Below are 14,605 nucleotides of genomic sequence, written 5' to 3' on the forward strand. Positions count from 1 at the left end.
CTGCCGGTGAAATCCATGACTGAGCATCACCGGAAAATAATGAATAGCCGGCGCAACCCAAGAGGCCGGCAAGAAGCAAGGCATTTCAGAGGAAGATGGGCGGTGCGCGCGGCCCCAGCGGCGGCCCCGCCGACATCTGGTTCGATTGCTGCGCATGCGCCGTGTATACAACTATCGTGGCGGCAACGGAGGTGGTCGACTCAAGCACGCCCCCTGAAAACGACAGGGCGGCCTGAAGGTTCAGTGCGCTGAACGGGCACACGGCATGCGCGCCTCGGTCATGATCATGCTTGTTGTTCTGTGGCGCTTCTCCGCCTTCCACGCCGGTGGCCATGCCCGCTGAACACAGGATCATGCCAGGCATGTCGCCACTTGCATTGGCGGAAGGCATGAACCCCACGGGTATCATGGCCCGGCATACAAACGCAAACAGCATCAGGCAATACACAACATGCCTGATGCCCTTGGTAACCGAAACGCGTGGTCGGCGATGCCGCACCGTCAGATACTTGTTCACGATGAGGCAAGTTATATCACGGTTCGCACACCGCTGTACGCCCGCAGCGGCTTCATGCATGTCTGCCCGCGCAGGCGTGTGGCGGGGACGTCTGCGCTCACAGCCGCCAATGGCTAAAGGTTGGCGGGTATCCAGGTGACTATGCCGGGGACGAAATATACGATAATCACACTCGCCAGCATGATCAATATGAAAGGCAGCACGCCACGCGCGACCACCCCCAGCGATGTGCCCGCAATCGCCTGGATGACAAATAGATTGAGACCAACGGGCGGCGTAATCAGCGCGAGCTCGATCAGGATGACGAAATAGATGCCGAACCATATCGGATCGATGCCCAAGCCGAGTACGGTGGGAAACAGCACGGGAACCATGATCAACAGCATGGAAAGGCTTTCAAGAAACAGTCCGATGATCAGCAGAATGATGGTGACAAGCAGCAGAAAGCCATCCACCGACGATATATGCACATCCACCAGCTCGGACAGCATCGACGGCACTTGATACAGCGTGATCGCCTTGCCGAATATTTTCGCGCCGATCACGATCAGAAACAGGACGACAGTCGTACTCAGGGTCTGCCTGACCGCGGCAATGAAAGTCTTCAGCGTCAAGGTGCGCAGCACGAAGGCAGTCAGGACGAAAGATGCGAAAGCGCCCACGGCGGAGGCCTCCGTGGGCGTAAAGGCCCCCGCATAGATGCCGCCGATGATCAGCACGGCCAGGGCAATGGTGGGCAGCGCCCGCGCCGTGGCAGCCATCTTCTCCTGCGATGAGGCTACTTTCTCTCCACGATGCATGCCGGTTACTTTGGCATGGATCACGGTATACAAGCCGAAGAATAGCAGCAGCATGACCCCGGGCCCGACGCCGGCCAGAAACAGCTTGCCTATGCTCTCCTCGGTGATGACGCCGTACACAATAAGTGGAATGGAAGGCGGAATCAGTATGCCCAGTGTGCCGCCCGCGGCCAGCAAGCCCAGCGTGAAATGTTTGCTGTAGCCTCTCTTGACCATTTCGGGTATGGCAACCGTGCCCACGGTCGCGGCTGTGGCCACCGAACTGCCCGAGATGGCCGAGAAGATGCCGCAGGATACCAGCGCCGACAGTCCCAGCCCGCCGGGCAGATGCCCCACCCATTTCTGCACGGCCTCGAAAAGATCCTTGCCCACACCGCCCTTGAGCAAGAGGTTGGACATGAGCAGAAATAGCGGCACGGAAAGCAGTACGAAGTTATCGAGTGCGCCATGCAGGTTCTGCGCCACCATGGCGAGCGGCAGCCCTTTTATCAAGAGCAGGCCGGCGCCCAGGCCGGCAAGGGAAAAGGCCACCGGCACACCAAGAAACAGGAGCGCCAGCAAGGCCAGGGCGATATACAGCAGCGTCACGCTCTCTCCCCTTCTGTATCTTCCGCGGCCAATTGGGAATCGGCCATATCCAGCTCACTCTCCGCGGAAATGGAAGGCGGACCACGAAATGGCAGCCTGACGATTTCAACGAAAGACTGCACGGTCAACAAGGCAAAGCCCAGCACGACTGGCAGCTCGGCAATCCAGTTCGGCAGGGCAAGCATGGTGGGTTGACGGCGCCCCAGCCTTATGGAGTCGGCAACGACATCCCAGCCCTTGACCGTCGCCATGAGAGAGAAAAGAAAAATGATGAGCAGTGCGAGTCCTTCGCACGCATACCTGAACCAGACCGGCGAAATACCCAGGATGGCGGTGATTCTTATCATCTTGCCGTCCTTCAGAACCATGGCCATGCCAATGTAGGTGAACCATATCTGCATGGTCACCGAGATATCCTGCGTCCATTGCGTGGGGGCATGAAAGAAATACCGGGCAACGGCCTCGTATGTGAGCGCCCCGGTGATGAAAATAAGCATCGCAATGCCCGCAGCCCCGCACAGGTCCGCAATGCGGTCTACGCAGCGCAGCAGCCTGCTGTTTTCAATGGCGTTCTTCGTGGGCATGGATAAAGTCGTGTCTGTTATACGGGCAGTCACTGGTCCGGCGGGCGCGCTTGCGTCAAGCCCGCCGGATGATCAAAGACAGCGCCAGTAATTCACTGGAGGGGATATCAATAGAATTTCTTGACTTCATCCACCAGGCGCTTGCCTACATCGCCCGCTTCCTTGATATATGCATCCACGGCTGGCGCCGCGGCAGCCTGCCATGCCTTGACCTGGGCATCATCAAGATGGACCACTTTCATCGAGGTCTTGTCAGCGATGAACTTTTCCGAATCCAGATTGTTTTTCTTGGTATCGGCGCGTATTTTCTGCTCGGCGCTGAGAGCGGCCTTGGATACCCAGTCTTTCTCCTGGTCGGAAAGCGAATCCCACAACTTGTCGTTCATCACGATAAGGAACTCGGTCTGGGCATGGTTTGTGATCGTCACATAATTCATGACCTCGAACAGCTTGCGAGACTGAATGGCCGTGGTGCCTGTCATCCCGATATCGACCGTACCGCGCTGATAGGCGATGAACTGTTCGGAACCGCCTATCTTCACGGGGATGCCGCCCACAGCCTCGATGAAATCACCAGAAGGCTTGCCCAGAACACGCACCTTCTTGCCTTTCATGTCCGCCGGGGAGGACACAGCGTGTTCCTTGGACAGAAGCTGTACCGGCCCGTAATCCTGCCACCACAGCACACGGGTGCCGGTGGCACGTATCATCTCGTCGATTTCCTGTCTTACAGGACTCTCAGGCGCGGCGGCCTTTGCGAGCACATCGTAGTTGGGGAAAAGGAATGCGACCGAGAACAGGCCCGTGGCCGGCAATGTCCCCGCATACTCGTCCACGAGCACCAAGCCCATGTCGATGGCGCCCGCAGCAACTGCCTGGGGAATCTCGCTGCCCTTGTAGAGCTGCGCCGAATCATAGATTTCGACCTTGATCTCGCCGCCTGAGATCTTTTCCACCTGATCCTTGAAGAAGACGACGTTGGCGCCCACAGGATGCTTGGTGTTGACCTGAAGGCTGACCTTGAGCGTACGCTCTGCCTGGGCCGACAGGGCTGTGCAGAGCATCAGCGCGGCGGCAGCCGACAGGCACAATGATTTCATGGGATTGAATTTCTTCACGGCATGTCTCCTCTTTAGCTTACGAAGCCTGATATTTTCATGGATTGTATACAACCAATAACCATGACGTCAATTTTGGCTTGAAAGAATCCACGCGGCAGGCAGACCTGTGGAATGATTGCAATGCTTGCGCGCCGAATCCGCCGGCACGGGGACGCGGCGGCTGACATGATTCCCGGCTTATTCGTCCGCGCCCCGGATCAACATGCGACGCGTTGCCTGATGGCCAGCCGAGAGGTGGGCGCGCATCACACTCTCCGCCCACACCGGATCGCGCGCGCGAAACGCATCCGCCAGCTCGCGGTGATGCGCCATGCTGCGCAATATTTCCGCTTTGTCGTAAATGGCGAAAGTGCGATAGACCAGAGGAAACGAGATGACCTGAGCCGTCAGGCTCTTCAGGCGTTCGCTGTGCGCGGCTGCAAGAATCAGCGCATGAAACTGCTCGTTGAGACGCGTCAGGGACTGCCGCGCCGCCATGTCGTCAAAGGACTTGGCCAGCAGCTCTTCCATCGCGTCACATAGGGCGCAGAGTTTGCCTTGCTCGTCATCGGTGATCCGCTGGGCCGCAAGCCGCGCGCCATGCGATTCAAGCAAAACCCGCAGGCCGAAGATCTCGTCCAGATCCTGGTCACTCCATTTCTGGAGCCGGCTTCCTTGATTCGGGATGGTCTCCACCAGCCCTTCGAGCGTGAGGCGGCGCAGTGCCTCCCTGACCGGAGTGCGGCTCACGCCGATTTCGCGGGACAGCGGGCTTTCCTTGAGCGATGCGCCTGCCTCCCAATGATTGCGCAGGATTCGTTCCTTGATCCACTGATAGGCGCGCTCGGCGGCGTGCCCGTGCGGCGTGTCCGTGCTCATGCCCTGCTCCGGCCAGAAAGGCGCAGTTTATATTCCATTTTTATCTGAATTGTATACAATCAAAAGGAGACATCCAAGAACTCAAGCTCACGCTCATACATCGGAGGAACCGCATTTTGACTACACCAGCATCCAAACGACAAAGCCTGGCTGCCAGGCTGGCCAAGCCGGGCTTGCTGGTCGCGCCGGGCATATTCGATCTGATTTCCGCGCGCCTGGCGGACCGCATGGGCTTCGATCTACTTTACATGACGGGCTACGGCACCGTCGCATCATACCTGGGCCTTCCCGATGCCGGCCTGGCAACTTACACCGACATGCTGGCCCGCGCCAGCGCCTTCGCCCAGGGCACCAGCACACCGATTATTGCAGACGGCGATACGGGATATGGCGGCTTGCTGAACGTGGCCCATACGGTGCGTGGCTATGAAGCGGGCGGTGTGGCGGGCATCCAGCTTGAGGACCAGGAGTTTCCCAAGAAATGCGGCCATACGCCCGGCAGGCGCGTGATACCCATGGAGGACATGGTCGAGAAGATACGCGTGGCATCCGATGCCCGATCCAGCAGCGACTTCCTGATCGTCGCACGCACCGACGCCCGCACCTCGCTCGGCCTGGACGAAGCCCTCAGGCGTGCGCAGGCCTATGCACAGGCTGGCGCCGACATTCTGTTTGTCGAGTCGCCGGAGTCGGAGGAGGAGCTTGCGCGCATCGCCTCGTCGCTGGACAAACCGGTGCTGGTCAACAATGTCGAAGGCGGCAGGACACCTGTGCTGCCCAAGTCCAGACTGGATCAGATGGGCTTCAAGCTCGCCATCTATCCGGCGACGGGTTTTCTCGCAATGGGGAAAGCGCTGGAAGAGGTCTATTCGATGCTGCAGCGCGATGATGCGCCCCGGTCCCTGGAAGGCAAGCTCTATGACTTCGAGGCCTTCAGCAAGCTCATGGGATTCGAGCAAGTGTGGGAATTCGATAAGGCCCATGCGCGCGACTGACTGAAATCGGCAGTGTGCAAATCGGCAAGGCAGCCTCGTTGCGTATGCCTGCGGCGCGGCGGGCCGCCAGCCCGATTCGACACCGCCGCAGCGGCGCTGCCCGGAACGCCTTGCTTACAAAGGGTTTAAACGCAGCTTACAGAAAGGCAAGCTTCGTAAAAACCCTGATTCCTGATTTCTGAACCAATCGTTTTGACGACGGTCACTTCGTGTGTGGCGCCTGGCCCGCCGGGCGCTGAAACCGTGTCCATAAACCCGGCGCGGGCCGGTGCAACGCCGCCGCGCAACAACCAGAAATCAAAACGCTTATGTACAAGTTCATCTCTTCATTGGTGTTCGCCATCGTGGCGTTCCTGCCTCTTGCCGCTGCGCACGCGGCACCTGACGTGCACTTGATCACACACTATCCCTCCTTCACCGCTCGAGCCGGCAACAGCACCACCCTCAACGTCACACTGCAAAACAACGAGAAGCAGCCGGCGCTTGTCGATCTCGATGTGAAAGGCCTGCCCGACAACTGGAAGGCGCAATGGCTGGGAGGCGGCCAACCTGTGAAGTCAGCCATGGCCAAGGGCGAGGACAGCGTTTCACTTCAGCTCAAGCTCGACATACCGAACCAGGCGGAGATCAAACCCTACGCCTTCGATCTGGTGGGTCAGATGGGCACCGACCAGATCTCTCTTCCACTGCACGTGACGCTGTCCAAGGAGCTGCCTGCCAAGCTCGCTGTCACAACCAAGCTGCCCGCCCTGCGCGGCGCGCCCGATAGCTCCTTCGACTTCCAGTTCACCGTCAAGAACGACAGCGGAAAGGATGTTGTCGCACAACTCGCCGCCGATGCGCCGCGCTATTTCGAGACGACGTTCACTGAAAGCTACGGCACACAAGAGCTCACATCCGTCCCCATCAAGGCCGGAGAATCCAAGGATCTCAAGCTGAACGTCAAGACGCCCTCCGCGGTGAAGGCGGGCAAGTATCCCGTGAAAATCCAGGTTGTCACCAACGAGGCGCAGGCAAGCACCGAGGTACAGCTCGATATCGTGGGGCAGCCCAAGCTACACATAAGCGGCCGCGACGGCCTGATGAGCACCGACGCTGAAACGGGCGAGGCCAAGACCTTGCCGCTCGTCGTATTCAACAGTGGTTCCGCCCCCGCCACCAATGTCGAGCTGTCGTCCAGCGCGCCGTCGGGATGGAAAGTGGCGTTCGAACCCAAGACAATCGAACAGATCGCACCCAATGACAAGGCCGAGGTCCAGGCCACCATCACACCGTCCGACAAATCGCTCGTAGGCGACTACATGACGACCGTGCGCGCGTCGTCAGAGGGCCAGTCCACATCCGGCGACTTCCGCGTCACGGTCAAGACGTCCAGCACTTGGGGCATTGCGGGCGCTATCATCATCGCCATCGCCGTACTGGTTCTGGTTGGCGCCGTTGCGAGGTTCGGACGCCGATGAACACGCCAGTCATACAGGCCAGTTCCCTATGCAAGCGATATGGAAAGCACCTGGCCGTCGACCATATTTCCTTCAACGTCAACAAAGGCGAAGTCTTTGGCCTGCTCGGCCCCAATGGAGCGGGCAAGACAACCACCATCCTGATGATGCTCGGCCTGACAGAGGTGTCGTCGGGCACTATACGGGTGCTGGAGCAGGATCCGCAGCGCGCGCCGCTGCAGGTCAAAAGCCAGATCGGCTACATGCCCGACGCAGTTGGCTTTTATGACTATCTCACCGCTTGGGAGAATCTTGCCTACACCGCGCGGCTGGCGGCCATTCCCGCCCGAGAGCGCGAGTCCCGCATCGATAATGCGCTTGCTCGCGTCAAGCTGGCCGACGTGGCGCATGACAAGGTCGGCTCGTTCTCGCGCGGGATGCGACAGCGCCTGGGTCTGGCTGAAATCGTGCTCAAGGGCGCAAGCATTGCCATTCTGGACGAACCCACATCAGGGCTCGACCCCCAGGCCGCCGAAGATTTTCTTTCGCTCATCGGCCACCTCAAGCAGGACGGCGTGACGGTGCTGCTGTCGTCCCACATGCTCGACCACATGCAGCGCATCTGCGATCGCGTTGCGCTCTTTCGCAAGGGGCGCATCGCATTGTCAGGCTCGGTGGACGAGCTTGCGCGGCAAGTGCTGGGCGGGCATCGCTATGTCGGCATCGAAGCGCATGGCGCCTCGCTGTTGCCTGCGCTGCAGGCACTGGACGGTGTGCGTAGCGCCGAACAGGTCGGCGAACACGCGTACAGGCTGCTCACCGATCGCGACGTCCGGGGTGACATTGCGCGCGCCGCTGTCGGCGCCGGCGCCGATCTGCTGCGGCTGGACGATGATGTGCCCAGCCTCGATGTCATCTACAACCGCTACTTCCAGTCCCTGGAATCCAAGGAGGTGCGCCATGCAGCGTGAAGGCTCTCCCTGGCGCGGACTGGGCGTCGTATTCACCAAGGAACTTGCCGACCATCTGGGCAGCGCGCGCATGCGTGTGCTCGAATGGCTCATCATCCTTACGGCCGCGGCCTCGCTGTACGGCGTGTTCCAGGCGATACACAATGCAACGCCCGACGACGCCTTCATCTTCCTGCGCCTGTTCACCATGGCCGAGTCGCCCATGCCATCATTCTCGGCCCTACTGTCCTTCATGATCCCGCTGGTTGCCATAGGCCTGGGCTTTGACGCCATCAATGCCGAGTACAACCGGCGCACCATGAGCAGGCTGCTGTCCCAGCCCATATACCGCGACGCTCTGCTGGTGGGAAAATTCCTCGCCGGGCTCGTCACCATCGCGATATCCCTGCTGGCGCTGTGGCTGCTCATCATCGGCGCAGGGCTGGTGCTCATGGGTGTGCCGCCCAGCGGCGAGGAAGTCGCGCGATCCCTGCTTTTCCTGGTCCTGGCGCTGGCCTACGCGGGCATCTGGCTGGCCGTGGCGCTGCTCTGCTCCGTCTGCTTTCGGTCGGCGGCCACCTCGGCCCTGGTCTGCCTGGCGCTATGGCTGTTCCTGACACTGCTTTGGCCGATGCTGGTACCCGCACTTGCCCAGGCATTCTCCACGCCAGACCCGATCAGCGCCATGTTGGGACAGCCCAGCCTGGACACACTGCAGTGGCAGCAGGCCCTGGGGCGTGTATCGCCGGCCCGCCTTTTCGAGGAAGGCATTCTGGGCCTGCTCAGCCCCGAAACGCGCACACTGGGCCCGGTCTTCATGAGCCAGCTGCGCGGCGCCGTCATCGGCAGCCCTCTCCCCCTGGCGGAAAGCCTGTCCATAGTCTGGCCCCAGGCTGTCGGCCTGATTGCGGGCGTCGTCGTCCTGTTCACAGCGGGATACGTCGTATTTCAGCGGCAGGAAGTGCGCGCCTGATTTATCTTCTCTCTGTCTGGTTGCGGCGCCCCTCGGGGCGCCGTTTTGTTTCATATGTGTTGCGATGCCGCCGATGGCAGAGCCCCGCCCGCCAGGCTGACAAGGGGGTTTTCCCGCATGAAAATTTATTTTCATAAATTGAGTTTTCATGTAAATTACTTATCTTTACAAGCAGGCGTCGATTTTTCCCCTGCGCTGACTTCCCTTGCATTGACCCAGCCTTTTCACTTTTCATCTTGACCAAAGCCAAGTCTTCCGGGCGTAAGCAAACGCCTTCCATCTCCGGCCGAATCGCCAATGTGATGGCGTCGCTTAGCGCCTCCCACCGCCGCATGGCCGACTACGTGCTGGCGCATCCATTCAAGGTGGCCACCATGTCCATCGACGAGTTCGCGCAGGAGTGCCAGGTATCGATAGCCACCGCCAACCGTTTTGCCCGGGCTCTGGGCTTGCCGGGCTATCCACAGTTCCGTGCGGAACTGGCGCGCGGCTTCGAAGAGGCACTAGAGCCAGTGGAGCGGCTGCGCCTTGAGCGGGGCAAGGCGGCCACCGCGGCGGATGTCATCGCGGCATCGCTTTACGAAGACCAGCGCAATTTCGAACTGACAAGGCTTGCGCTCAGCGCCGAACAATGCGAGCAGGCGGTGCGGGCCGTCCTCGACGCACGGCGGGTCTTCATTATCGGCTTCGGCTCCAGCGGTTTTCTGGCCGGCCTTCTGCAACGCGGGCTCAGCCTGCACTGCGACATGGTCGAATCCCTGGCCGGTCCAGGCGGCGTCTCTCATGCGGCGCGTGAGCTTTCACGCATCCAGCCCGGAGATCTCGTCATTGCGATCGCCTTTCCCCGTTACCTGGCCGACACCGTCACCCTGGCCAAGGCCGCGAAATCCGCCAAGGCAACGGTGCTGGCGCTCACCGACAAACCAACGTCCCCACTCGCGCCCATGGCCGACATCTGTCTGTATGCCCACAGCCAGCGGCAACTTCTTTCCAATTCGGAGACGGCCGCGCTGGGTCTCATAGAGGCTCTATCTGCGGCCGTCGCCCATCAATCCCAACACTCCCTCACCACGGCAGCCCTGCTCACAGAGTCTGTCATGCCGTGGCTGATACACGGTGAACAACGCAATGATTAAACCTGTACTCGCCATTCATGGCGGCGCTGGCGCCATGACGCGCTCCCAGATCACCCCCACGCAGCAGCAGCAATATGAAGACGCGCTGCGATCCATCCTGGCTGGGGGCGAGCGCGTGCTTGCCGGTGGCGGATCGGCGCTGGACGCCGTTACCGAAGCGGTGCGCCTGCTCGAAGAGTGTCCTCTGTTCAACGCCGGCCACGGCGCGGTCTTCACGCGTGAGGCACAGCACGAGCTGGATGCCGCCATCATGGACGGGCGCACGCGCGCCTGTGGGGCGGTCGCCAACCTTCGTACCATCCGCAATCCCGTACTTGCTGCGCGGGCCGTCATGGAACACAGCCCGCATGTCTTCTTCGTGGGCGACGGCGCGGAAGCCTTCGCCCGCGCACAGGGGCTGGAGTGCGTGGACCCCTCTTTCTTCTCCACCACCGCCCGGCGCGATCAACTGACGCTGGCTCAGCAAACCGGCGCCGAAACCATCATGCTCGACCATGACGCCGCCAAGCTCGCGGGCGAAGCAAGCACCGCGCCGCTTGATGAAAGCACGAAGATGGGGACAGTGGGCGCCGTGGCGCTCGACAGCCACGGCAATCTGGCCGCCGCCACATCCACCGGCGGCATGACCAACAAGTGGCCGGGCCGCATAGGCGACAGTCCGGTCGTCGGCGCGGGATGCTATGCCAGCAATGCCACCTGCGCAGTGTCCACCACGGGTAAAGGCGAAGCCTTCATTCGCGCCGTTGCCGCGTACGACATTGCGGCGCTGATGGAATATGGCGGCCTATCCCTGGCCCAGGCTGCCGACAAAGTCGTACATGAAAAGCTGCCACCCCTGGGTGGCGCAGGCGGCCTGATCGCCATCGACGGCCAAGGCAACGTCGTCATGCCTTTCAATACCGAAGGCATGTATCGGGGGCGCATTGTGGCCGGCGAAACGGCCGAGGTGGCCATTTACCGGCAATAGGCCGCGCGACCGGCCTCACTGTCCGATGGCCGGTCTTTCAAGATTTTTTCAGAGGATGAATTCGGCCCCATGCAGGCAGAACACAACTCGTATACCGACCTCGAAGCGGCGCGCGTACTGCGCGTAACCGATCTGAGCGTGCAGTTCAAAGGCGCGGAACGCACCGTGGACGCCGTCAAGCACATGTCCTTTCATGTGGACAGGGGCGAAACCCTGGCGATTGTTGGCGAATCGGGTTCCGGAAAGTCCGTGACGTCGCTGGCCCTGATGCGTCTGCTGCATTACGGCGGCGGCCGCATCCTGAACGGAGAGATGCTGCTGCGCCGGCGCAATGGCCAGGTGCTTGACCTCGCGCGAGCCAGCGGCGCACAGCTTCGCAGCGTACGGGGCGCCGACATGGCCATGATTTTCCAGGAGCCCATGACGTCGCTCAACCCGATTTTCACGGTGGGCGATCAGATTGCGGAAAGCCTGCGCCTGCATCAGGGCATGAGCGAGCGCCAGGCGCTGGCGGAAGCGCTGCACATGCTGGATCAAGTGCGCATTCCGGATGCAAAAGGTGTTTTGAACCGCTATCCGCACCAGCTCTCGGGCGGCATGCGCCAGCGCGTCATGATCGCCATGGCGCTGGCCTGCCGGCCCGCCCTGCTGATTGCCGACGAGCCCACCACCGCGCTCGACGTAACCATACAAGCCCAAATTCTCCAGTTGATTCGCGAATTGCAACGCGACATGAACATGGGCGTCATCTTCATCACGCACGATATGGGCGTGGTGGCGGAAGTGGCGGACCGTGTCCTGGTCATGCTGCGCGGAGACAAAGTAGAAGCCGGCCCAGCGCAGCAGATCTTCGATCAGGCTTCACATCCGTACACACGCGCCCTGCTCGCCGCCGTGCCTAGGCTGGGATCCATGCGGGGCACCGATCTGCCTATGCATTTTCCGGTAGTCGATGCGGCGGCCGCGATGAAAACAGGCGACGAGGCCGAGGCTGCTGTGGCCTATGACGCCGATGCCGAGGCGGCGGCGGGCGTCGGTCATAAAGCCAAGGCCGAGACAGATGCCGGACCTGCCGCCACCACACTGGCAGCCCCTGCCGAGGACACCCAGTCGGCGGATACGCCGCGGCAACCGATACTGCGCGTGCGCGAACTCGTAACGCGCTTCGATATTCGCTCAGGCATCTTCAGCCGCGTCACACGCCGCGTGCATGCCGTGGAAAAAGTCAGCTTCGATCTGTACGCCGGCGAAACCCTGGCGCTGGTCGGAGAATCCGGTTGCGGCAAATCCACCACCGGCCGCTCGCTATTGCGCCTGGTGGAGAGCCAGGGCGGCGAAATCGAGTTCGAAGGCAGGCAGATATCAGCCTTGCAGGGTACAGCGCTACAGGCGCTGCGACGGAATATACAGTTCATTTTCCAGGATCCGTTTGCTTCACTCGACCCCCGGGTCACGGTGGGCTATTCGATCATGGAGCCGCTACTCATTCACAAGCTGATGCCGTCCAAGGAAGCCGAGCGCCGGATGTTCGAGCTACTGGAGAAGGTAGGCTTGCCGCGCAACGCAGCTCAACGTTATCCCCATGAATTCTCGGGTGGGCAACGCCAACGCATCTGCATTGCGCGAGCCCTGTCCATGCGACCCAAAGTGGTTATCGCCGATGAATCCGTGTCGGCACTGGACGTATCCATTCAAGCGCAAATCGTCAACCTCATGATCGATCTGCAACAGGAGATGGGCATTGCCTTCCTGTTCATTTCGCACGACATGGCCGTGGTCGAACGCATCAGCCATCGCGTGGCCGTGATGTACCTGGGCCAGATCGTGGAAATGGGGCCACGCAGGGCAATCTTCGAGAACCCCCAGCACCCCTATACACGCAAGCTCATGGCCGCTGTGCCCATCGCGGATCCATCCCGCAGGCACTTGGATCGAAAGCTGCTTTCCGGAGAGATTCCAAGCCCCATTCGGCGTGTCGGCGATGAGCCCGTCGTACAGCCGCTGGTCGAGGTGTCAGCAGGACATTACGTAGCACCGCATCAATCCGATGCAACTTATTAGGAGGACATCATGCAACGCTTCAAAATAAAACGCACCATTGCGGTGCTTGGCTTGGCAGTGGGCCTGCTTGCGGGTTCGCCCGCCATGGCCACCGAAGACGTGACCATAGCCGTCAACATTTCCCTGGATTCGCTCGATCCCTACAATACCAATTCCACGCTGGCACAGGCCGTGGGCAAGAGCTACTACGAAGGCTTGTTCATGTTCGACAAGGACTTGAAGATCCAGCCTCTGTTGGCGACAGGTTACGAAGCCAGCGAAGACGGCCTGACCTACACCATCAAGCTTCGCGATGGCGTCAAGTTCCAGGACGGCACCGACTTTAACGCCGACGCAGTCAAGGTTAATCTTGAACGCGTGCTGGACAAGTCCAACGGCCTGGCGCGCTACAACCAGTTCAGCCGCATCGAGAAGGTGGATGTGGTTGATCCGCTCACTGTGAAGATCACACTGAAAGAGCCATTCTCTGCTTTTATCAACTCGCTGGCGCACCCTTCGGCGATGATGATTTCCCCCACGGCGTTGAAGAAATGGGGCAAGGACATCACCTTCCATCCGACAGGGACCGGGCCGTTCGAATTCGTGGAATGGAAACCGGCCACCTACCTGAAGGTAAAGAAATTCGATGGCTACTGGCAGAAGGGCTACCCCAAAATCGATACACTGACCTTCCGCACCGTCACAGACAACAACACACGGGCCGCCATGGTGCAAACGGGCGAAGCGCAGTTTGCCTTTCCGCTGCCCTTCGAACAGGCGAAGCTGCTCGAGAAGAACGACAAGCTGAAGGTGGTTGCCGCGCCATCCATCATTGCGCGCTACATTTCCATGAATGTGCAGCACAAGCCCTTTGACGATGTGCGTGTGCGCCAGGCCATCAACTACGCAATCAACAAGGAAGCGCTGGCCAAGGTGGCGTTCGCCGGCTATGCCTTCCCATCCCAGGGCGTCATTCCGCAAGGTGTGCAATACGCAAAGAAGATGGACCCCTGGCCGTATGATCCCAAGAAGGCCAAGGAATTGTTGAAGGAAGCGGGCTATGCTGACGGTTTCTCCACGCAGCTCTGGTCAGCCTATAACGACGGCACATCGGCCAAGGTGGTGCAATTCCTGCAGCAGCAGCTGGGCCAGGTGGGCATCAAGGCCTCGGTAGAGCTGCTTGAGTCGGGCCAGCGGGTGCAGCGCGTGCAGCAGGCGCAGGATCCGAAAACAGCACCTGTCCGCATGTACTATGCCGGATGGTCCGCCTCCACCGGCGAAGCGGACTGGGCGCTGCGCCCCTTGCTGGCAACCAGCGGCTGGCCACCTGTTTTCAACAACACAGCCTACTACTCCAATCCGGAGGTCGACGAGGACATCAAGAATGCCCTGTTGACCACGGATGACGCCGAGAAGACTAAGCTCTATGCCGACGCGCAAGACCGCATCTGGAAGGATGCACCATGGGCCTTCCTGGTTACCATGAAGCTGCTCTCCGCGCAGAGCAAGAATCTCACTGGCTTCAACGTCATGCCTGATGGCTCCTTCCAGTACAAGGATGTGGACCTGAAGCCCTGATGAGGCATTCCGTGCCGGAAGGCGCGCCATCAAGGGCGCGCCCGGCGGCACTCTGATTT

The 14,605-nt window shown here is 60.4% G+C and carries 13 protein-coding genes; 8 read left to right on the forward strand and 5 right to left on the reverse strand.

What is annotated here, in order from left to right; all coding sequences use genetic code 11:
* Positions 1 to 85: 85 nt before the first annotated feature.
* The 5 genes from ERD78_RS00605 to ERD78_RS00625 all read right to left on the reverse strand — a co-directional run bounded on the left by ERD78_RS00605 (position 86) and on the right by ERD78_RS00625 (position 4,468).
* Positions 86 to 517, reverse strand: coding sequence for a DUF2946 family protein (locus ERD78_RS00605; protein WP_129967241.1), 432 nt, complete (start codon positions 515 to 517; stop codon positions 86 to 88).
* A gap of 113 nt (positions 518 to 630) precedes the next feature.
* A complete protein-coding gene (locus ERD78_RS00610; protein WP_129967242.1) occupies positions 631 to 1,905 on the reverse strand; it encodes a TRAP transporter large permease in 1,275 nt (424 codons plus the stop codon).
* Positions 1,902 to 2,489: a TRAP transporter small permease gene (locus ERD78_RS00615; protein ID WP_129967243.1), complete on the reverse strand. Its 588-nt coding sequence runs from the start codon at positions 2,487 to 2,489 to the stop codon at positions 1,902 to 1,904. Before ERD78_RS00615 ends, ERD78_RS00610 begins: the two co-directional genes overlap by 4 nt.
* A 107-nt stretch (positions 2,490 to 2,596) precedes the next feature.
* Complete coding sequence (gene dctP, locus ERD78_RS00620) at positions 2,597 to 3,607, reverse strand: TRAP transporter substrate-binding protein DctP (RefSeq protein WP_209019928.1); 1,011 nt, start codon at positions 3,605 to 3,607, stop codon at positions 2,597 to 2,599.
* 180 nt (positions 3,608 to 3,787) lie between these two features.
* Positions 3,788 to 4,468: a GntR family transcriptional regulator gene (locus ERD78_RS00625; protein ID WP_129967244.1), complete on the reverse strand. Its 681-nt coding sequence runs from the start codon at positions 4,466 to 4,468 to the stop codon at positions 3,788 to 3,790.
* 116 nt (positions 4,469 to 4,584) lie between these two features.
* On the opposite strand from ERD78_RS00625, the gene ERD78_RS00630 reads away from it, so the two are divergent.
* The 8 genes from ERD78_RS00630 (at position 4,585) to gsiB (ending at position 14,546) form a co-directional block, all read left to right on the forward strand.
* Positions 4,585 to 5,463: an isocitrate lyase/PEP mutase family protein gene (locus ERD78_RS00630; RefSeq protein WP_218940744.1), complete on the forward strand. Its 879-nt coding sequence runs from the start codon at positions 4,585 to 4,587 to the stop codon at positions 5,461 to 5,463.
* 308 nt (positions 5,464 to 5,771) lie between these two features.
* Positions 5,772 to 6,923 (forward strand): COG1470 family protein, encoded by a 1,152-nt coding sequence (locus ERD78_RS00635; protein ID WP_129967246.1) that lies wholly within the window; start codon positions 5,772 to 5,774, stop codon positions 6,921 to 6,923.
* A complete protein-coding gene (locus ERD78_RS00640; protein ID WP_129967247.1) occupies positions 6,920 to 7,873 on the forward strand; it encodes an ABC transporter ATP-binding protein in 954 nt (317 codons plus the stop codon). Before ERD78_RS00635 ends, ERD78_RS00640 begins: the two co-directional genes overlap by 4 nt.
* Complete coding sequence (locus ERD78_RS00645) at positions 7,863 to 8,825, forward strand: ABC transporter permease (RefSeq protein WP_129967248.1); 963 nt, start codon at positions 7,863 to 7,865, stop codon at positions 8,823 to 8,825. Before ERD78_RS00640 ends, ERD78_RS00645 begins: the two co-directional genes overlap by 11 nt.
* A 236-nt stretch (positions 8,826 to 9,061) precedes the next feature.
* Positions 9,062 to 9,961: a MurR/RpiR family transcriptional regulator gene (locus ERD78_RS00650; RefSeq protein ID WP_257216457.1), complete on the forward strand. Its 900-nt coding sequence runs from the start codon at positions 9,062 to 9,064 to the stop codon at positions 9,959 to 9,961.
* Positions 9,954 to 10,928: an isoaspartyl peptidase/L-asparaginase family protein gene (locus ERD78_RS00655; protein ID WP_129967249.1), complete on the forward strand. Its 975-nt coding sequence runs from the start codon at positions 9,954 to 9,956 to the stop codon at positions 10,926 to 10,928. Before ERD78_RS00650 ends, ERD78_RS00655 begins: the two co-directional genes overlap by 8 nt.
* A gap of 69 nt (positions 10,929 to 10,997) precedes the next feature.
* On the forward strand, positions 10,998 to 12,989 hold the full coding sequence (locus ERD78_RS00660) for a dipeptide ABC transporter ATP-binding protein (RefSeq protein WP_129967250.1): 1,992 nt from the start codon (positions 10,998 to 11,000) through the stop codon (positions 12,987 to 12,989).
* Positions 12,990 to 12,995: 6 nt separating this feature from the next.
* Positions 12,996 to 14,546, forward strand: a complete 1,551-nt coding sequence (gene gsiB / locus ERD78_RS00665; protein ID WP_371734559.1) for a glutathione ABC transporter substrate-binding protein GsiB — start codon at positions 12,996 to 12,998, stop codon at positions 14,544 to 14,546.
* Positions 14,547 to 14,605: the final 59 nt, after the last annotated feature.

It is taken from the genome of Allopusillimonas soli (genome assembly GCF_004153445.1).
GTDB lineage: Bacteria > Pseudomonadota > Gammaproteobacteria > Burkholderiales > Burkholderiaceae_B > Allopusillimonas > Allopusillimonas soli.